The sequence below is a fragment of the Desulfobulbus sp. genome (genome assembly GCF_030824455.1).
Taxonomy (GTDB): domain Bacteria; phylum Desulfobacterota; class Desulfobulbia; order Desulfobulbales; family Desulfobulbaceae; genus Desulfobulbus.
This window is the reverse complement of the sequence record NZ_JAVBXR010000117.1, coordinates 53,020-73,991: the sequence shown is the minus strand read 5'-3', so window position 1 is coordinate 73,991 and position 20,972 is coordinate 53,020. Positions and strand designations below refer to the sequence as shown.

Sequence of the window (20,972 nt, the reverse complement as noted above, 5' to 3'; positions counted from 1 at the left end):
GCCCGCACTGCAGTAAGGCGCCCTTGACCTGCGCACTGGCAACACGCCTCAAAGAAAGCCTCTGGGACGACGACACCGTCGACCGCATCGGCGGCGAAGAATTTTTTATCGTCTCCACCATGCAGGCTGGAACCGATGCCCTAGCCCTCTGTGCCAGCATCCGCTCCCGGATTGCCCAGGCCGCCCTGGTCGCGCGATCCGTCGGCCTTCATATCACCGCGTTGCCACGGCGGTTGCCGGCAACACCGTAAATTCCCTCCTTGAATGCCGCGATTTGGCTCTCTATCAGGCGAACAACGAGGGCCGCAACCGTGTCCGTTCTTGCTCCGCGCCTCCATCAGCCGCAAGCAACGGCAACGAGTAGGCGCTGGCATGAGCACCCGCTCCCCAGCCGCGCTTCTTCAACCAGTGGGCTCCCTAGAAACAGTTGCCTCGACTGACGACACCGCATACGCCTCAGGCTTGTGACGGGCACACCTTGGTCCTCCCCATGGGGTGTCTTCGTCCTTCGTTTCCTCTCCTCCCGAAGGCTGCGGTCAGCGGAGTTCCTCGCACAACCCTTGCGGTGCAAGACATTGCAAAAGGTTCTCCTTGTTGCCGTGACCCTCTCCGTGGTACACAAAAAGTTCAAGATCCGCATGAGCGGATTTTGGCTGGTCATCCCCTTCCAAGGCCGCGAGCCGCTCCATTCCCCGGAGATTTCGATGCTTCCGCACCAGAGAGAGACCATGCAGGGCAACAACACCCTCGCCACTTCGGCCCTGCAGCTCCAATGCATCCTTGGCGCCTCCGCCGGTGGGAGTGCTGATCGTCAACGACCGGGAAGAAGTGATCGCCGCCAATCCGCCTGCCGGGCAAATTTTCGATTTGTCGCCCCAGGCCGCAATGGAGGCCGCATGATAAGGCGCCTGTGCTCCGCGAAGCGGTTTTCTTGGCTCATGGCCTTGTTCTTGGCAATACTGATCTTTGCTGGCTCTGTTGGTGCGGCACAGGACCAGCCGAATGTTCTCATCCTCAACTCATATCATCATGGGGAAGACTGGTCGGACAACGAGATCGCCGGTATTTTTAGTCGATTACGCACGGAATATCCCAACCTGGTTCCACGAGTCGAGTCGCTGGACAGCAAACGTTTCCCTTCGCCCTCGCATCTTGTCTTCTTGCAAGACACCCTGGCCCGCAAATATAACGGCCAGACGCCCGACCTCGTCATGGTTCTGGACAACCCTGCCCTTGATCTGGTTACGCACTTCGCACATAGCCTCTTCCCCGGGGCGCCTGTCGTCTTCGCCGGCATCAATGGCTACCAGCCGGATATGACCGCAGGCAGGCCAAAGGTCACCGGCGTGATGGAACGACAGGATGTGGCCGGCACGCTTGCCCTGGCGCTGTCGCTGCACCCCGAGGTGTCCAAAGTGCTGGCTGTGCACGATTATACCGCCAGCGGTCTTGCCGTGCGGCAGGAAACCGAAGCAGCCCTGGCCCCGTTTGCAGGCAAGCTGGACATTGCCTACGCAGCGGACGTTCCTTTCGAGACTCTAAGCGAGGAATTGAAGGCCATGCCGAACAACGGCCTGGTACTCATCCTGACCTATGTCACCGATGCCGCCGGTCGGACCTTCACCCGGGAAGAAAGCACCCGCCTGATCACATCGCTCAGTCCGGCGCCCGTCTATGCCATGCATGAAACCCGTCTCGGATTCGGCATCATGGGAGGCTTGCTGCTGGAAGGGCAGGAACACGGCTGGCAGGCTGGCGGCCTGGCTCTGCGGATCCTTGCGGGGGCCGATCCAGACGACATACCGGTGGAAGCGAGCCGGTCGCGAGCCATTCTTGATTATACGACGATGCGCCGCTTTCAGATTCCAGAACGCCTCTTGCCCGCGAATGCCGTCATTGTCAACCGCCCGGAGTCCTTCTGGATTCGCCATCGTACAGTCCTTATTCCCGCACTTTCCGCCATCGGCGTCATGGGACTGCTGTCTGCGATGCTGATTGCCGCAGTGCTCCGCCAACGGCGGACGCAAGCGGCCCTGCACCAAAGCGAAGAAAAATATCGCCTCCTTTTCAACATCTTTCCCCTTGGGCTCACTCTCACCGACCGCTTGGGCGCCATTGTGGAAACCAACGAAACGGCCGCCAAGTTATTGGGTGTGCCCCGGGATGAACACCTCGCCCGGAGCATTGACAGCGACCACTGGTCTGTTATCCGTCCGGATGGCACACCCATGCCGCCGGAGGAATACGCCGCTGTGCGGGCGTTGCGAGAACACTGCACGGTCGAGAATGCCGAGATGGGCATAGTGCGGCCGGATGCGCCCATCACCTGGATCAATGTGACCGCAGCGCCACTCCACCTGGAACACTTCGGGGTGGTCGTGACCTATGGCGATATTACAAAGCGTAAGCAGGCTGAGGAACTGCTGGCCGCCCAAGAGCGCAAATATCGCGATCTCTTCGAGGCCAATCAGGACGGCATCTCCCTGTTCAGGATCAACCCGGACGGAACGCCGGCGCCATTTCTCGACGTCAACGAGGCCGCCACAGCCATGGTGGGCTATGCCAAGCAGGAGCTGGCCGGGATGACGGCCATGGATGTGGAGCAAGCGGTTGCCCCGGAATGCATTGCAGAGCGGCTGGCAATCCTGGCAGCGACCGGCCAGGCCCGGTTTGAAACAGTCCTGATCGCCAAAGACCAGCGGCAGATTCCGGTTGAGGTGCTGGTCCGCCCCATCATCTACGAGGGTGGGCCGGCGATGATGAATATCGTCCGCGACATCAGTGAACGCAAGCGGGCGGAGGCGGCGCTGCGTGCCTCTCTCGCTGAAAAGGAAGTGCTGCTGCGCGAGGTGCATCACCGGGTCAAAAACAACCTTGCGGCTATTGTCGGGCTCTTTGACCTGCAGCGGCAGTCCATGGACGATCCGCAGGCCTTGACCGTTCTCGCTGAATTGAGCAACCGGATCAGATCCATGAGCCTGGTGCACGAAAAGCTCTACCGCTCCGATAGCCTGGCCAGCATCGATTTCGAGGAGTATCTCCACTCCCTGATCTCGCATCTGCGCACCTCCTTCGGCACGGCCCGCATCCGCTGCGATATTGCCGCCCCCGGACTGCGCATGCCGCTGGACCTGGCCGTCCCCTGCGGCATGATCATCAACGAGCTGGTGACCAATGCCCTCAAATACGCCTTCCCCGAGGACCGGATGGAGTTGGAGGACGGCGATTGCCGCATCCACATCCATGTTGCCCTGGGCCGCGACGACAACACCTTCATTTTGTCCGTGGCCGACAATGGCATTGGCCTGCCGGCTGATTTCGACTGGCGCACCGCCAAGACCATGGGGCTGACCCTGGTTCGGATGCTCGGCCAGCATCAGCTGGGCGGCCGCTGCGAGGTGGATCAGCGGCAGGGAACCCGATTCACCCTCACCTTTACCCCCCGCACCAGGAATCACGCTCATGGATAAGCCCCATATTCTCATCGTTGAGGACGACGGCATTCTGGCCGCCTGTCTCCAGGAAATGGTCGCCCGCATGGGCTATGCCGTGGCGGGTCCCCTGGCCAGCGGCGAAGAGGCCGTCGCCTTTGTTGCCGGCCAGCAGGCTGATCTGGTGCTGATGGACATCGAACTGGCCGGATGCATGACCGGCATCGAGGCCGCCGAAGCCATCTGCCGGGCAACGGATGTTCCCGTCGTCTTCCTCACCGGCTATTCCCAGGATCCCTTGCTGGAACAGGCCAAGATTGCCACCCCCTACGGCTACCTGATCAAACCCGTGCCGGAACGGGAGCTGGCCGCCACCATTGCCTTGGCCCTGCACCGGCACGCCCTGGACCGGGATCTCCGCCAGAGCCAGCGGGCCCTCGCCGAAAGCGAACAGCAGTATCGCACCCTCGCCAATTCCGGCCAGGCCCTGATTTGGACCAGCAACCCGGACAAGCTGTGCACCTACTTCAATGAACCCTGGCTCCGCTTTACCGGCCGCACCCTGGAGCAGGAATGGGGCAACGGTTGGACCGAGGGCGTGCATCCGGAGGATTTTGACCGCTGCCTCCAAACCTACGTCATCGCTTTTGACCAGCGGCAGAAGTTCAGCATGAACTACCGTCTGCGCAACGCCCGCGGCGAATACCGATGGCTGCAGGACGACGGCACGCCCCGGTTCGACAGCAGCGGCGCCTTCCTCGGCTATATCGGCCATTGCCTCGACATCACCGAGCTCAAACAGGCGGAGGCAGCGTTGCGCGCCAGCGAAGAGCAGTATCGGCGCATTGTCGAGACCGCCCTGGAAGGCATCTGGGGGATGGATGCGTCGATGCGGACTACCTTTGTTAACCCGCCTCTGGCCGCAATGCTCGGTTACCCCCCCGAGGAGCTGCTGGGGCGAGCAATCAGCGATTTTATCTGCCCCGAGGAGATCGACGACCATGTGCAGCAGGTCCAACTGCGGCGGCAGGGCAAAAATAGCCGCTATGAACGCCGGTTGCTGCACAGAGACGGCCACGCGGTCTGGACCCAGGTGTCGGCCAGCGCTGTGCAGGACAGCGCTGGCCGGTTCGCCGGTTCTTTTTGCATGTTCACCGATATCAGCGAGCGCAAACGGGTCGAGGAAGAGCACAAACGCCTCCAGGACCAACTGCAGCAGGCCCAGAAAATGGAGGCCATCGGCACCCTGGCGGGCGGCATTGCGCACGATTTCAACAACATCCTCGGCGCAGTGCTCGGCTATGCCGAAATGGCCCGAGACGACTGCCCGCAGGGATCGCATGTGGCGCGGCACCTGGACAAGGTGCTGGAAGCCGGCAACCGGGCCAAATCCCTGGTCAAACAGATCCTCGCTTTCAGCCGCCAGAACGCAAGCGAACGTAGTGCCCACAATCCTGCGCGCACCGTCAATGAGGTTGTCAATTTGCTTCGGCCGATCCTGCCCTCGACCATCGCCATCAGTACGCAGATAACCGCCACCCGATCCGTGCGGGCCGACCCGGTCCAAATGCACCAGGTGCTGATGAATCTCTGCACCAACGCCTTCCAGGCCATGGAACAGACCGGCGGCGCCCTGGCTATCACCCTTGCTGAGCGCACCCTGACCACCGCCGACATCGGACCGCGGGCGAACCTCCTGCCCGGCGATTTTGCGGTACTCTCCGTCGCCGATACCGGGCCGGGCATTCCCCCCGACATCCAGGAGCGGATTTTCGAGCCCTACTTCACCACCAAGGACGTCGGACAAGGGACCGGCATGGGGCTTTCGATCGTCCATGGCATCGTCGGCGATCATGGCGGCTTTGTCACCTGCGCGAGCGAACCCGGCTCGGGCGCGACGTTCCAGGTCTTCCTGCCGATTATCGATGGAGAAGCCCCGCTCGATGCCGCCGCTACCGAACCGGCAGTCACCGGCAGGGGGCGCATTCTGCTGGTCGATGACGAAAAAATTCTGGTGGAAATGGGGCAGGCCATGCTTGAGCGGCTTGGCTATGCAGTGACTGCCTACACCAGCAGCCTCGCCGCCCTGGCCGCCTTCCAGAGCGAACCGGAGTGCTTTGACGCGGTGCTCACCGACCAGACCATGCCGGGGATGACCGGCATTGATCTTGCCGGGCGGATGCTGCAGATCCGTCCCGGCCTGCCGATCATCCTCTGCACCGGCTACAGCAGCCTGGTCGACGAAACCCAGGCTAAGGCCAGGGGCATCAAAGGGTTTGCGATGAAGCCGCTCACCCGAAAAGCCATCGCCGGCTTGCTCCGAGACGTCCTCGAGGGCCGTCCCAGCCGCCAGCCAGTGATGGAGGAGTCGTATGAACCCCACGGATGACCGATCCGCTCCCGCCGCTGCCTTGCGCCGCAAGGCCGAAACCATTGCCCAAACCCAAGCGTCGCCGTCCCCGGCGGACCTCGCCGCGCTGCCGCCCGAAGCAACCTGGCAAATGCTCCAGGAACTGCGGGTGCATCAGATCGAACTGGAGTTGCAGAACGAGGAACTGCGCCGGACCCAGGAAGAGCTCGAAGCCGTGAAAACACGTTATTTCGACCTCTATGAGATGGCCCCGGTGGGGTACTGCACCCTCAACGACGAGGGGATCATCCTGGAGGCCAACCTCGCCGCCTCGTCCATGCTGGGTGTTGCCCGCAGTGCGCTGGTCAACCAGCCGCTCTCGCGGTTTTTGTGCAGCGACGACCAGGACATCCTCTACCTGCTGCGGAAAAGCCTCTGTGCCAACGGGGAGCCGCAGGGGAGCGAAGTGCGGATGGTGCTTTCATGCGGCACGATGTTCTGGGCGCGGCTGGATGGCGTCCTGGCGACCGGCGCCGATGCCGCGCCGCAATGCCGCCTGGTGATCAGCGACATCAGCCAGGGCAAACAGGCCGAGGAGGCTCTGCGAGCAAGCGAACAACGGCTGCGTTTTCTTGTCCAGAACAGCTCGGACAGTCTGGTTGTGGTCAATCCCGACGGCGCCCTGCGCTACCTCAGTCCGGCAATGGAAAAAATTACCGGCTTTTCGCTTGCCGCCTTGGAAGGCCGAGCGTTCGCAACCTTCATCCATCCCGACGACGCCCACCAGGTGCGGGCAGTCTGGGAGGAGACGCTCGCCCATCCGGAAAAGACCGTCACCCTCCAATTCCGGCATGCCCACAAAACCAGGGGATGGATTTGTCTCGAGGCCATAGCCCAGAGTTTTCTCGCCGAACCTTCGCTCAACGGGGTCATCGCCAGCGTCCGCGACATCAGCGAACGGCACGCGCTGGAACAGACCGTGCGCGGGCAACAGCTTGATCTCGAGGCCATTTTCAACGCCACCACCGAATCGATTCACCTGATCGACGCGCAGGGCGTCGTGCTCATGGCCAACGAATACACCGCCCGCCGCTTGGGGACCACAGTGGAGGAGCTGGTTGGCCGCTCGGTTTTCGATTTTTTCCCGGCCGAGGTGGCCGCCAGGAGAAAAGCATGTCTCCAGCAGGTGGCGGCGTCCGGCCAGCCCCTGACGATGCACGACCAGCGGGATGGCCACTCCTTTGAATCAAGTCTCTGGCCGATACCCGATGCCGGCGGCGGGGTCCACCGGATCGCCATCTTTTGCAAGGAGGTGACCGAGCGCGTTGTCGCTGAACAGGCTTTTACCCACAGCCAGAACCTGCTCAACGCCACCCAGCGGCTCACCAAGGTCGGCGGCTGGGAATGGGACGTGGATGCGCAACACATGACCTGGACCGACGAGACCTACCGCATCCACGGCCTTACGCCAGCCGACCAGCCGACCGACGCCGCCGACCACATCCGCCGGAGCCTGGCCTGTTACCCGCCCGAAGACCGGGCGGTGGTCGGCGCGGCTTTCGAGCGCTGCGTCGCATCGGGCGAACCCTACGATCTTCGCTTGCGATTTCTCACCGTTGACGGGCGCGCACTGTGGGTCCGCACTGTGGCCGAACCCATCTGGGCGGACGGACAGATCGCCCTGGTGCGCGGCACCATCATGGACATCACCCGAGAGGTGGAGCAGGAGCAGCATCTCCACATTTTTCACAACATTGTCGCTTCGACCACCGATGCCATGGCCTATCTCGATCAGGATTACCGCTATGTGGTGGTCAACAAGGCCTACGAACGGTTTTCCGGGCGCGACCGGGAACACTTCATTGGGCTGACCGTGGCCGAATATCTCGGCGAGGAGGTCTTCCAGGAGGTGGTCAAACCGCTGTTTGACCGCTGCTTGCAAGGCGAGGTGATCAACTACCGCAGGTGGTTCGACTATCCGACCCTGGGGCGAAGGTATGTCGACCTTAGCTATTTCCCCTACCGGGATGACCATGATCGTCTCACCGGCATTATAGCCCAAACCCGCGACATTACAGATCATGTCGAGGCTGCTGAGGCCCTGTGGGCCAGCGAAGAGCGCTTCCAGGCCATTGTCGAAGCCTGCCCGTTGGCAGTGACGCTCATCCGCGACGGCCGTTACCACTATGTCAACCCCTTTGCCCGCCGGATGCTCGGCTGGCCGCCCGACGCCGACCTCGCCGCCATCTCGATCGAACAGACGATTGATCCCCGCTATCACGAGGCTATGAGATCCCGGATTGACCTGGCCGTCACATCCGGCCAGGCCAATCCGCCGATGGAACTGATGCTGATCCGCCCCGACGGCAGACGGGTGATGACGGAAACGCTGTCCATGCCCATCCAACTGCCGGAAGGCCCGGCCATCCTGGTGATGGGGACGGATATCACTGCACTGAAGAAGAGGGAGCACCTGGTGCGCGCGCGGCTGCGGATCAGCGAGGCCGCGACCACCGGAGACATGGACGACCTGCTCCAGCTGATTATCGACGAGGCCGAGATGCTCAGCGACAGCCGGATCGGCTTCTTCCATTTCCTGGAAGACGATCAACAGACCGTGTCCCTGCAGACCTGGTCGACCAGCACCCTGGAGCGGTTCTGCCAGGCCGAAGGCCAGGGGCTGCATTACAGCGTCGACCAGGCGGGGGTGTGGATCGACTGCATCCGGCAGCGGCGGCCGATCATCCATAACGACTACGCGGCTCTGCCTCACCGCAAGGGCTTGCCCGCCGGGCACGCAGCGGTGGCGCGCGAACTGCTGGTTCCGATCTTCCGGGGCGAGAAGATTGTCGGGGTGTTCGGCGTGGGCAACAAGGAGCAGGACTATACCCCGGAGGATATCGAACTGGTCACCACCCTGGGCGACCTGGCCTGGGATATTGTTCTGCGCAAGCGGGCTGAGGAGGCGCTACGGGCGAGCGAAGCACGATTCCGCCTGCTCCTGGAGAGCCTGCCTGCAGTGGCGATTCAAGGCTACGACACCGATGGCACGGTGCTCTACTGGAACCAGGCCTCCGAGCGCTTGTATGGGTTCAGCGCGGAGGAAGCCCTCGGGCGCAATCTGCTGGATCTGATCATCCCGCCGGAAATGCGGGACGAGGTCCAGCAGGCAATGCGCGACATGGCCGAGAGTAGAACACCTCTCCCCCCCGCGGAACTCTCCCTGCAGTGCCGCGACGGCTCGCGGGTGACGGTCTATTCGGGCCACCTCCTCCTGGATGGCCAGGAGGGCAGACCGCAATTATACTGCGTCGACATCGACCTGACCGAACGCAGACAGATGGAGAGCACGCTGCGGGAGCGGCAGGCGTACCTGCAGAGCATCTTTCGCGCCTCTCCGGTCGGCATCGGCGTGGTCATCGACCGCATAGTCAGTGATGTGAACATGCAGATGTGCACGATCACCGGCTACAGCGAAGGGGAACTGCTTGGCCAGAATGCGGGCATGCTCTACCCCACTGAAGCCGAGTACCGCTGGGTGGGCGAAGAAAAATACCGCCAGATCAGCCACGATGGCGCCGGTACCGTGGAAACCCGCTGGCAGCGCAAGGATGGCCGCATCATTGAAGTGCTCCTCAGTTCGACCCCCATCGACCTCGCCGATCTTTCCCTGGGGGTCACTTTTACCGCCCTGGACATCACCGAGCGCAAGCAGGCCGAAATTCGGATTCAGGAGCAGGCGGCATTCAACCGGCGCATTCTCGACTCCACCGCCGCCCATATCGCCATCCTTGATCCACAGGGCATGATTATCGACGTCAACACCCCGTGGAACCGTTTTGCCCAGGAAAATCAAGGCACGCAAACCGATAAACTTGGACCGGGCGCCAGCTATTTCTGTGCCTGGGATGCCCAGCATGGCGATATCTCGGGGGCCGAACAGGCCTTTGCCGGCATACGCCAGGTGCAGCGCGGCGAAAGGGAATCCTTTGAAATCGAATACCCCTGTCACTCCTTGGAGGAAAACCGCTGGTTCAGCCTCCGGGTTCTGCCGCTTGCAGGGGGCGAGGGCCAGGTGCTGGTCTCCCATACCGACGTCTCCGCTCTGAAGCAGAGCGAAGAACATCTCCGTGCCGCCCTGGCGGAAAAGGAGGTGCTGCTGCGCGAGGTCCATCATCGGGTGAAAAACAATCTGGCGGCGATCATCGGCCTGCTGGACATGCAGCGCCGGATGCTCGAAGATCCCCAGGGCCAGGATATCCTGACCGAACTGGCTGGGCGGATCCGCAGCATGAGCCTAATCCACGAAAAACTCTACCGTGCCGACAACCTGGCCCGGATCGATTTCCAGCAGTACCTCCAGGCGCTGATCTCCCACCTGCGCACCTCCTACGGCTCGCCCCGCATCCAGTGCCAGACCGAAGCTCAGGGCGTGGAACTGCCGTTGGACTTTGCCGTGCCCTGCGGCATGATCGTCAACGAGCTGATGACCAATGCCCTTAAATATGCCTTCCCGGGCGGCCAGCCCGCCCCCGGCAAGGACACCTGCCGCATCCAGGTGCACATGGGCCAGGAGAAAGGCGTTTGCACGCTCAGCGTCGCCGACAACGGCGTCGGGTTGCCGGCTGGTTTTGACTGGAGCTGCGCCACAACCCTGGGCATGGTGCTCGTCCGCATGCTTGGCCAACACCAGTTGGGCGGCAGGTATGCAATTGACCAGAACGACGGACTCTGCTTCACCCTCTCCTTCAGCGAACAGCGAGGCAAACGATGACTACCAACAACCTGCTGATTGTCGAGGACGATGGCATCCTGGCCGCCAACCTCTCGTTCGTGATCATGGGACTCGGCTACGGCGTCCTCGGCCCGGTAAGCACCGGCGAAGAGGCCCTGGCCCTGCTCGAGGACCAGCGGGCCGATCTGGTGCTGATGGATATCGAACTGGCCGGCGCCTTGAACGGCATTGAGACCGCCGCGATCATCACCAGCAGATCCGATGTGCCCATCGTCTTTCTCACCGGATTCTCCCAGGAGCCCCTGCTCGAACAGGCCAAGTTCACCGCCCCCTACGGCTATCTGATCAAACCGGTGGCCGAACGGGAACTGGCCGCGACCCTGGCCATCAGTCTGCACCGCCATGCCATTGACCAGCAGTTGAAGCAGAGCCGGATGGCCCTGGCTGAGAGCGAGGCCAAGTATCGCCGCCTGGTTGAAGATGCGCCACTGGGCATTTTCCGCACCACCATGGACGGCACAAGCCTGCTCGCCAACACGGAGATGGCCAACATGCTCGGCTGCGCCAGTCCCGAAGAGGCCCTCAACACCTTCACCGACCTGGCGCACCAGCTGTATGCGGACCCTGGCGAGCGCAAAAATTTTATCGACCTGCTGCAGACCCACGGCGAGGTGCGCAATTTTGAATACCAGGGGCGGAAGAAAAACGGCGAGCCCATCTGGGTCTTGATGAACGCCCGCCTCACCGCCGCCAGCAACACCCCCGGGCAGGACGGCCCGGTGATCGACGGTTTCGCCCAGGACATCACCTGGCGCAAGGCCATTGAATCGCAGCTGATGGCGGCCAACGAGGTCCTGGAACGCAAGGTGGAGCAGCGCACCCTGGAACTGCAGGAGAAGCAGAAACAGTTGCTCCATGCCGAGAAGCTGTCGGCCATCGGCAAACTCGCCGCATCCGTGGCCCACGAATTCAACAACCCGCTGCAAGGGATTCTCCTCATCCTCAAAGGGCTGCAGAAACGAGCCACCATGGCCAAGGAGGACAGCCAGCTGCTGCAGGCGGCGATCAACGAAGGACTCCGGATCAAAAAACTGATCGCCTCGCTGCGCGATTTCAACCGCCCTTCTCCCGGTAAAAAATCCCTGATACATCTGGAGGAGGCTATTGATTCGGTGCTGCTGCTCAACACCTACGATTTTAAAACCAAGGGGATCACGCTCACCGTGGCGCATGGCGAACACCTGCCCCAGATCTTCGCCGTTCCCGATCAGATCAAACAGGTGCTCCTCAACCTCCTCAGCAACGCCATGGATGCCTGTCCGCCGCAGGGGTGCGAGATTGACCTGACGACGCGGCAGGAGGGCGAATATGTAGTCCTGGCGATCAAGGACAACGGCGCGGGCATCAAACCAGACGACATGGAGCACATTTTCGAACCCTTCTTCACCACCAAATCCCAGGTCAAAGGCACCGGCCTGGGGCTGGCCGTGGTGCACGGCATCATCAAGGAGCATCAGGGGATGATTGACATCACCAGCCAACCCGGTCAAGGCGCCCTGTGCACGCTGCGGCTGCCCATTGACGGCGGCCACGGGCGGCGCGGCCCGGAACCGGCAGAACGCTGTTCGCCAGCGGCGGAACGCCCATGACCCGCGCCACCTTGCTCATCCTACTGGCAGGCGCGATACCCCGTGGGGTAGGAGCGGACCATGCCCGCGATGTGGCACGAGCCGCTGCAGGACCGCAATATTACCGCCAAGACAAAAAAGTGCAGCGGTTACGCCGCTTGCGATCCAACAATACGCTTGGTATCCCTGATCCAACCCACAAAAAAAACTCCGAGGGAGCATGAACCAACAGATGCCATCCACTGGCGAGCGCATCCATGAACTTGAAACCAGACTCGCCGCGCTGGAGTCCCACAATGCCCGCCTCACAGCCGAAAACATTTCGTTGCGGCAGCTCTACGAACGGGCGCCGCTCAGCTACCAGTCTCTTGACGAAAACGGCTGTTTTGTCTCGGTCAATCAGGCCTGGCTTGATGCCCTGGGATACAGCCAGGAGGAGGTTGTTGGTCACAACTTCGGCGATTTTCTCCATCCCGACTGGCAGGACCATTTCAAGGAAAATTTCCCCCGATTCAAGGCGGTGGGCGAAATCCTCGGGGTGGAATTCGAGATGCGGAAAAAAGACGGCAGTTTCGTGCATGTGTCCTTCAACGGCAGAATAGGGAAAGACTCCCGGGGGAATTTCCAGCAGACCTATTGCATATTCCAGGACATTACCCGGCAGAAACAGGCGGAAGAGGCATTGATCCGTTCCCAGGAAAAATGGCGCAATATTATTATTTCCGTCCCGCTCATCGGCATCAGTCTCGATCCGGGGGGACGAATACTCTTTGCCAATACCCATTTTCTGCAATTGGTCGGATGGGAGGAACACGAGGTCCTTGGCCGGGACTGGTTTGATCTGTTCATACCTGCTCATCTAAGGGAGCAGATGCGGGCCGTCTTCCTTACCGTCATGCAGCAGGAGGGTATCCTTGATTTTTCAAATTACGAAAACGAGATCGTCACCAGGGCCGGCGAGCTGCGCAATGTGGCCTGGTCCAATGTGCTCAGCAAGGACATCCTCGGCAATATCGTCGACGCGACCTGTCTGGGTGTCGATCTGACCGAACGCAAACGGGCGATGGCGGCACTGCGTGAGAGCGATGAGCGCCACCGAGCGATCATCATGACAGCCATGGACGGCTTCTGGGTCGTGAACGAGCATGGCCGCATTCTTGAAACGAACGAAACGTACTGCCGGATGAGCGGCTATACGGAACAGGAACTGCTCTCCATGCACATCAGCGATCTGGAGGCAAAGGAAACCGCGAATGAAACGGCTAGCCACATGCGCCATTTGATATCCAAGCAGGAAGACCGTTTTTTCACCCGGCATCGCCGCAAGGACGGAATCCTCCTCGACGTTGAGATCAGAGCCCAGTGCAGCCCCGCATTAGACGGGTTGTGCGTTGTTTTTCTTCGGGACATAACCGAGCAGAAGAGGTCCGAAGAAAACCTCAAAGAGAGCGAGGCACGTTTTAAGGCCTTGCACAATGCCTCCTTCGGGGGCATTACCATCCATGATCAGGGCCGGATTCTAGAATGCAACCAGGGGCTTGCCGAGATCACCGGATTTTCCGTCGCCGAACTCATCGGCATGGATGGGCTGTTGCTGATCGCCCCCAGAACCCGGGATATGGTGAAGACCAACATCCTGGCGGGCTATGAACACCCCTATGAAGCTTTGGGCATACGGAAAAACGGCGAGGAGTATCCCCTGCGGCTTGAAGCGAGAAACATCCCCTATAAAGGAAAGCAGGTCAGAGTCGTTGAATTTAGAGACATTACCGCCGAGAAAGAGAACGAGACGGAACGGGAGCGGCTGCAGATGCAGTTGCTGCAAGCGCAGAAGATGGAATCCGTGGGCCGCCTTGCCGGGGGGATAGCCCATGATTTCAACAATATGCTGGGGGTCATTCTCGGCCGCACAGAAATGGCGCAGGAGAGTGTGGACCCCTCACTGCCGCTCTATGCCGATCTGGAGCATATCTACAAGGCCGCTGTCCGATCCGCCAACCTTACCCGGCAATTGCTTGCCTTTGCCCGCAAACAGACCATCGCCCCCAAGGTCCTTGATTTCAACGAGGTCGTCTCGAGCATGCTCAACATGGTGCAGCGGCTCATCGGCGAAGATATCGATCTTGTCTGGCTGCCGAAAGCGAACCTGTGGGAGGTCAAAATGGATCCCTCCCAGCTCGATCAAATTCTAGCCAATCTCTGCGTCAATGCACGGGACGCCATCGCCGGGGTCGGCAAAATCACCATTGAAACGGCAAACACCACCTTCGACGCCCGGTACTGTGCCGCTCACCAAGGCTATATTCCCGGCGACTATGTCCAGCTGGCCCTGAGCGACAATGGGTGCGGCATGGGCATGGAAACGCTGAGCCACATTTTCGAGCCCTTCTTTACCACCAAGGAAACGGGAAAAGGAACCGGCCTCGGGCTGGCCACGGTGTATGGCATCGTCAAGCAGAACAATGGCTTCATCAATGTCTACAGCGAACCCGCTCAGGGGACGACTTTTAGGATCTACCTGCCGCGGCATCGGGCTACGTCCGCATTCGTGGCCGAGAATGGCGCGGCGCAACCGGTAAAACGCGGCGATGAAACCATCCTCCTGGTCGAAGACGAAGCGGCTATTCTGGAAATGACCACAACCATGCTCGAGCGCCTGGGCTATCATGTTCTGCCGGCAAGCACTCCCGGGGAGGCCCTGACCCTGGCGGAATCGTTCGACGGCGTCATCAGTTTACTGTTGACCGATGTGGTCATGCCGGGGATGAACGGCCGCGACCTGGCCCGTCAAATAGTGGCCCTGCATCCCAACATCGCCCCATTGTTCATGTCGGGCTACACCGCCAATGTCATCGCCCACCATGGGGTGCTGGACACCGGCGTGCAATTTCTCGAAAAACCCTTCTCCAAGAAGGAGCTGGCCTCCAAAATCAGGGACGCGCTCAACCAGCATCTGCACTGAAAACGATCTGGATCGGTTGCAGAAATTTGCAGCCGACGGCCTGCGGTTCCTGGATGATCCGCTGGTTCCGTTCACCTGCAACAGGTCAGCCTTGGACAGGAAAATACACCTGAAAGGTTGTCCCGCCCCCAGGCCTGCTTTCCACGGTTGCACAACTGTTATGCGCCTTGAGAATACCCAGGACCAGGGCTAGACCCATGCCCCGACCGGTAAATTTGCTGGAAAAAAACGGCTCGAAAATTTTGCTCAAATCCTCGTTTTTTATCCCGCAGCCGTTGTCTTGGACGAGCAGACAGCCGTATTTCTCGGTTTGCGGTTGCCATCCAAAGGGGAAGCGGTGCTGACCGACAATGTCTGCTGCGTCGACCGTTTTTATTGCCAGATGAAGGGCACCGTCTTTTCCCTCGCAGGCTTCCCACCCATTGTGGACCAGATTGGTGAGCAGCACTTGTATCTGGCTGAGGTCGGCGAAGACCACCGGGCCTGAGGAGGGAAAATCGGCGTGCATCGTTCCCCCGCTCGGCGTTATCATCTGCAGCAGAGGAAGACTCTGACGACAGATTACACTAAGATCGAGCTGTTCTTTTTTTGTTGAATTAACCCCAAGATAGGTCAACATTTTGCCGCTTATCTCCGCAGCTCTTTTTGCTCCGCTCAAAGCGGCCGTCAGCATCCTGCTCAGCCCCTGCCCCCGAGGCACATCCTCCAAAGCCATTTCAATATTTCCTATGACCGCAGTCAAAAGATTGTTGAAATGATGGGCGATCGCCCCAGCCATGCGGCCCAGGCTTTCCTCTTTCTCCAATTGGCTGACCTGTCGCTGCAGCAGCAAGTTCTTGTTTTCGAGCTGCCTGCGCTCGGTAATGTTCTCATGGGCAACCACTATCCGCACCACTTCTCCATCGGAAAAGCGGCTGACCCGGCCAATGAACCACCTGTTTGCCATCGGCCCGTGACACGCATACTCATGGGAAAAAGTATCTCGCTCTCCTTTAAGAACAGCGAGAATCCCGGCGGCAAAAACTCCGGCAGTTTCGGCTTCGTGGCCTTGCACCGCCCGGCAAACGGCAAGGTAGTTGACGCCTTCGCTGACCGCTGCAGGCTCGGCTTGATTGGCGCGGCCAAAATCCCTCCAGGCACGATTGACGGCAACAATATGACCGGTCGCATCCAGGATGGCGATATGGGCGGCCAGGGCATCCACGGTCGAGCGAGCGAACTGCTCCGATGCCCGCAAAGCCTCTTCCGCTCTTTTCCGGTCGGAGATGTCGGTGACCGTCAGCAGCAGTTCCTCAAGGTGCGGCGACTGACCTTCCTCGGGGCGGTGACCAGGGGTGGCCCTCAGGCTGACATAACGAGTCGAAGTTGTCGCGTTGCCGATCCGGAGCTCAAGATACTTGTCGACTGGATTCTTGAAAAAAGCTTTGGCGCGAGCCAGGAAAATTGACCGATCCTCGCTGAGGAGAAACTCGTGAAATGGCTTGCCTAACATTTGCGGACGATCACGGTTGACCATCATCGCAAAGGTTGCATTGACCTGGATGATGATTCCGGAATAATCAAGCACGACATACCCCACGGGCGCGTGGTGATAGAGTTGCATATACTTGGCGCGGCTTTCTTCCAAGGCGCTCTGGGTGCTGCGTAATTCCTCGTTCTGCAGTTCCAGCTCAATTTGTTGCACCTGCAGTTCATGGACGATTTGATTGACATCATCCGTCGGCGCCATGCCGGAAGAATTCGGCGTCAACGACAGCAGAGCGTCGGCCCGCCTGCGCAGATCATCGAGGTGTTTTTTCTTATTCTTAGTCATGCGGTCAATTAATAGCCTGAAAAGACTAGTTTTATTTCTGGGTCGTGCAAATGAATGCCCCCCGAGCGGGGGGGCTCCGGGGCCACCTGGCCGTTATATCAGCGGCTGAAAAAACAACCGCCGGCCAATCGTCACTTTTGCTGTCGCGTCCGGCAACGGACCTCTTCTAAATGCAACCAGGGCCGGCAGGGGCGCTGAATAAACGGCAACGCTCGGTGATATCCTCAAACGTGGTGTAAACCTGATAGGGATCGGCCTCTCCCGGGTGAAACTGGGGCGTGGCGTTAACCAGTATCCAGCGGGGAGTTTCAAATTTCGGACTATGCACCCCCATGATAAACCCGAAAACCGGTTCGCCGGTTTGTAGAGCCACCATTGCGGGATGCTGTTCACCGGGCAGCAATTCCCCCTTTTCGTCAACCGCCCGCCAGCGGGGATCCATTGAGGTTACATTCTTTAGCTGATCGCCGGTCAACCCTAAAATGCGCTCAGCAGCAGGATTCGCGGAAATAATCCGGCCTGCACGATCCTGATAGATCACCCCTTGTGCCATGGTCTCGAAAAGATTGCGGTATTCGCGATCCCTGTTCTCGCGCTCCTGGCGCATCCTTTCGCGTTCGGTGATGTTTTCGTGGACTACCACCGCATGGATATTGCCATATCCCTTTAAACGTAACACCCGGCCGATAAACCATCGTTGTTCTTCATCGGAGTGGCAAGGATACTCCAGGCTGAACTGATCAATCCGGCCTTGCAAAACGTCGCGAATACCGGCGGCAAACGCTTGTGCCGTTTCGGCATCCGCACCCTCTGCCTGGTCGCAAATCGTCAAATAATTAGCGCCTTCATTACTATTGCCGCGAATGGGCGGATGAGCCGCAGCGAACATGCGCCAAGCTTCATTGACGGAGATAATCGTGCCCTCTTCATTGATTACGCAGACGTGGGAAGCCAGCGAGTTCATCACTGCCAGGGTGAATTGCTGTGATTCCAACAGGGCTTTCTGTGCCTTGACCCGTTCGGTGACATCTTCGAAACTCACGGCCAGGCGCTTGTCGGCAAGCAGAAAAGCACGGATCCTGAAAACCCCCGAGAAATGCTCGGACTGGTAATGGAACGCCTCCAGGTAGCAGGTTTTTCCTGTTTTCATAACTTCTGAAAACTGGCTTGAAAGGCCAAGTCGTCCAGCTTCGGGCCAAATCTCATCAAAAGCTTTTCCCGCCCATTCCGCTGCACGAATACCCGTTATCCTTTCCGCTTCAGGATTGGTGCTCTCAAGCACCAATTCGCCCCTGCTGTTTTCAGCGTAGATGAAGAGTCCTGACGGTATGAATTGACTGATATCCAGGGTGGTCTGCTGGCTGTCGGCCAGATGACGTTGGGTGGTTCTGGTTTCCGTGATGTCGACCAGGGTCAGCACCACACCCGAGTAGATCTTGGGGGCAATGGCATAGGGCAGAATACGAATCAGGTACCACTGGTTGTTAGCGGCGCCGACCTCTTGCTCAACCGGCCGATTGGTCGCCTGCACGGTCCGCACGGCCGCAAACGGATCAAAGTCGACCAACCGGTGGGCAATATGGGTGAGGGGACGGCCGATATCCTTTTCCATGATATGAAATACATTGGCGATTTCAGCTGAGAATTTCCTGATTTCCAGATCCTCGTCGAGCATCAGTGTGCCGATTTGGGAACTGGTAAGGAGGTTGTCCACATCGTTGTTCAACTCGGTCAGTTCGATGATTTTGTTCTGGTGCTCCGCATTGACCGTGTAGAGTTCCTCGTTGGTGCTCTGCAATTCTTCATTGGTGCTTTGCAGTTCCTCGTTGCTGGCGAGCAGCTCCTCGTTGGTCGCCTGGAGTTCTTCGTTGGAGGTTTCCAGCTCTTCTATGGTCGCCTGGAGGTTTTCCCGGGCGAATTGCAGTTCCTGCTCGAGATCTTTGATCCGCTGCTGGGCCTCCTCGCCGAGGTCATAGGCTGCCGTCGGCGCCTGATCGCTCGTCGACCGTTTAATCTCTTCCAAAAAGATAGTTGCCAAAGGATCCTGCCCTCTGATTTCAGGAAAGGGCAGGATGCGGATGCGGATGGTGACCTCTTCGTTTTTGCGCTGCAGCCGGGCGTTGGTGTAAACGATTTCCTCCCCAGTGCGAAACACCTTCTGGATGCCGGTGGCCAGGGGGATGGCCAGGTCCTTGGGCGCCAGCTTGGTGATCGTGAAATCCGTCGGTCCAGAAGGCAAGGAAAAATAGCCCTCGGTGTTGCCGATAAAATGGATGACCTCCATCCGTTCGTTGACGATAACCGAAAGCGGCAGATAATGGCGCGAGGCAACTTCCAGGTAATTTTTTATAATTCTGTTGCCTTCCGTATCGCCCCGTCGACGATCCCGTCCCCCGTAGGTGTAGGGCGCCGGGTAACTTCCGTCCCTTGCCGTCATCGCCACGTCCCGATGGAGCTGCTGCGATTTCCCTTTGGATTGGTAGATCTTGTGTTTCTGATGGAGCGGTTCGAAGCAATCGGTCATGTCGCCGATGGTTTCACTGGTCCCGAGGAAGAGCACACCCTGGGAATTCAGGGAAAAATTAAACATTTCAAAGGCTTTGCGTTGTAGCACCGGCTGTAGGTAAATTAATAGATTGCGGCAGGTCACTAGGTCGATATTGGTGAACGGTGGGTCCTTGATCAGGTTGTGCTGGGCAAAAACCACCATTTCCCGGAGATGCCGGGTCACTTGCAACTTGTCCGCCTTGTGGTAAAAATATTTTGCGGCCACTTTAGGGGATAAATCGCCGATGATGCTCTCCGGATACATGCCGGCGCCGGCGGTGATAATCGCGTCCCGATCAATATCGGTGGCAAATATCTTCACATCGCGACTGATCCCCAATTTTTCCATGACCTCTTTGGCGAGGATCGCAATGGTATAGGCCTCTTCTCCGGTGGAACAGCCCGCCACCCAAAAGCGTATCTCCCGGTTTTTCACCCGCAGGAACAGCTCAGGCAGCCATCGTTCCTCCAGTTCGGCCATTGCCTCGGGATCACGGAAGAAATTGGTGACCCCGATTAGCAGATCCCGATAGAGGGACATCACTTCGCCCGGATAATTTTTTAGGTAGCGAACATACTCCTCAAAATCCCCGATCTGGTTGACCGACATGCGCCGTTCAATCCTTCGGGTGATGGTGCTGGGTTTGTAATAGGTGAAATCCACCTTGGTTTTATCGCGCAATTCGGCAAAAAGGCGGGTCAGGCCGTCTGCATCCTTGAGCAGCGGGTCTGCATGCTTTTCGCCGGAAACGTACGGGTGCGCGACATAGGCCAGCAACTGAGCCGGCATTTCCTCGGGTGGAAGAATGAAATCGGCCACGCCGGTGGAGATCGCGGAGCGCGGCATGCCGTCGAATTTGGCGCTCTCCTCGGTCTGCACCATCACCATACCGCCAAATTCCTTGATGGCGCGAACCCCCCGGGTACCATCGCTGCCGGTGCCGGAAAGAATGATGGCGATGGTCCGTTCCGCCTGATCCTCGGCAAGCGAGCGCAGGAAAATGTCAATCGGCAGACTGATGCCCTGGTTGATTTCTTTGTCGTTAAGCAGCAGTTTGCCGTTGAAGATGGTCAGGTTCTTTTTCGGCGGAATGAGATAGACATTGCCGGCCAGCACCTCCATGCCTTCCTCGGCGCGATGCACCGGCATTTCGGTTTTTTTGGTGAGCAACTCGACCATCAGACTTTTGTAATCGGGGGAAAGATGCTGCACCACCACAAAGGCCAGGTTGTTCTTGGACGGCATGTTTTTGAAAAAGGTCTCGATTGCCTCCAGCCCTCCGGCAGAAGCGCCAATGCCGACAAAATGGGTGGGTGGGGCCGCAGATGTTTTCCTTCGTTTAGCAGGCATATCGACAACGCTCTTTCATAATGAGGAGGTGAGGCAACGGCCTCGTTCAGTCCGGCCTCACCCCAGGCCGAGGGCCGTTCGGGGCGTGGCGCCTTCGGATTGTTTGCAGTTTTTCCTTGAAGCAGGAGCCGGGCAAAATCGTAGGGAAAAAAGCC

Annotated in this window: 9 protein-coding genes; 7 read left to right on the top strand and 2 right to left on the bottom strand. The window is 59.2% G+C overall.

All coding sequences use genetic code 11. From position 1 onward, the window contains the following. Positions 1-23: 23 nt before the first annotated feature. The 7 genes from RCH93_RS15555 to RCH93_RS15530 all read left to right on the top strand — a co-directional run bounded on the left by RCH93_RS15555 (position 24) and on the right by RCH93_RS15530 (position 15,106). Positions 24-251: a diguanylate cyclase domain-containing protein gene (locus RCH93_RS15555; RefSeq protein ID WP_306549339.1), complete on the top strand. Its 228-nt coding sequence runs from the start codon at positions 24-26 to the stop codon at positions 249-251. Positions 252-780: 529 nt separating this feature from the next. After that, on the top strand, positions 781-900 hold the full coding sequence (locus tag RCH93_RS17955; protein WP_373693308.1) for a PAS domain-containing protein: 120 nt from the start codon (positions 781-783) through the stop codon (positions 898-900). Positions 901-950: 50 nt separating this feature from the next. Further along, positions 951-3,470, top strand: a complete 2,520-nt coding sequence (locus tag RCH93_RS15550) for a PAS domain S-box protein (RefSeq protein ID WP_306549338.1) — start codon at positions 951-953, stop codon at positions 3,468-3,470. Next, entirely contained in the window at positions 3,463-5,820 is a 2,358-nt protein-coding gene (locus RCH93_RS15545) for a PAS domain S-box protein (protein ID WP_306549337.1), read from the top strand. The genes RCH93_RS15550 and RCH93_RS15545 overlap by 8 nt, the downstream gene beginning before the upstream one ends. Then, entirely contained in the window at positions 5,804-10,555 is a 4,752-nt protein-coding gene (locus RCH93_RS15540) for a PAS domain S-box protein (protein ID WP_306549336.1), read from the top strand. Before RCH93_RS15545 ends, RCH93_RS15540 begins: the two co-directional genes overlap by 17 nt. Next, positions 10,552-12,165 carry an ATP-binding protein gene (locus RCH93_RS15535; RefSeq protein ID WP_306549335.1) on the top strand — a complete coding sequence of 538 codons (1,614 nt, stop codon included), beginning with the start codon at positions 10,552-10,554 and terminating at the stop codon, positions 12,163-12,165. Before RCH93_RS15540 ends, RCH93_RS15535 begins: the two co-directional genes overlap by 4 nt. Before the next feature lie 199 nt (positions 12,166-12,364). Continuing rightward, positions 12,365-15,106, top strand: a complete 2,742-nt coding sequence (locus RCH93_RS15530) for a PAS domain-containing sensor histidine kinase (RefSeq protein ID WP_306549334.1) — start codon at positions 12,365-12,367, stop codon at positions 15,104-15,106. A gap of 85 nt (positions 15,107-15,191) precedes the next feature. Here RCH93_RS15530 and RCH93_RS15525 read toward each other — a convergent pair whose 3' ends face one another. Together RCH93_RS15525 and RCH93_RS15520 are read right to left on the bottom strand one after the other, a co-directional pair. Further along, positions 15,192-16,919, bottom strand: coding sequence for a PAS domain-containing sensor histidine kinase (locus RCH93_RS15525; RefSeq protein WP_306549333.1), 1,728 nt, complete (start codon positions 16,917-16,919; stop codon positions 15,192-15,194). 166 nt (positions 16,920-17,085) lie between these two features. Further along, a complete protein-coding gene (locus tag RCH93_RS15520; protein ID WP_306549332.1) occupies positions 17,086-20,817 on the bottom strand; it encodes a chemotaxis protein CheB in 3,732 nt (1,243 codons plus the stop codon). Positions 20,818-20,972: the final 155 nt, after the last annotated feature.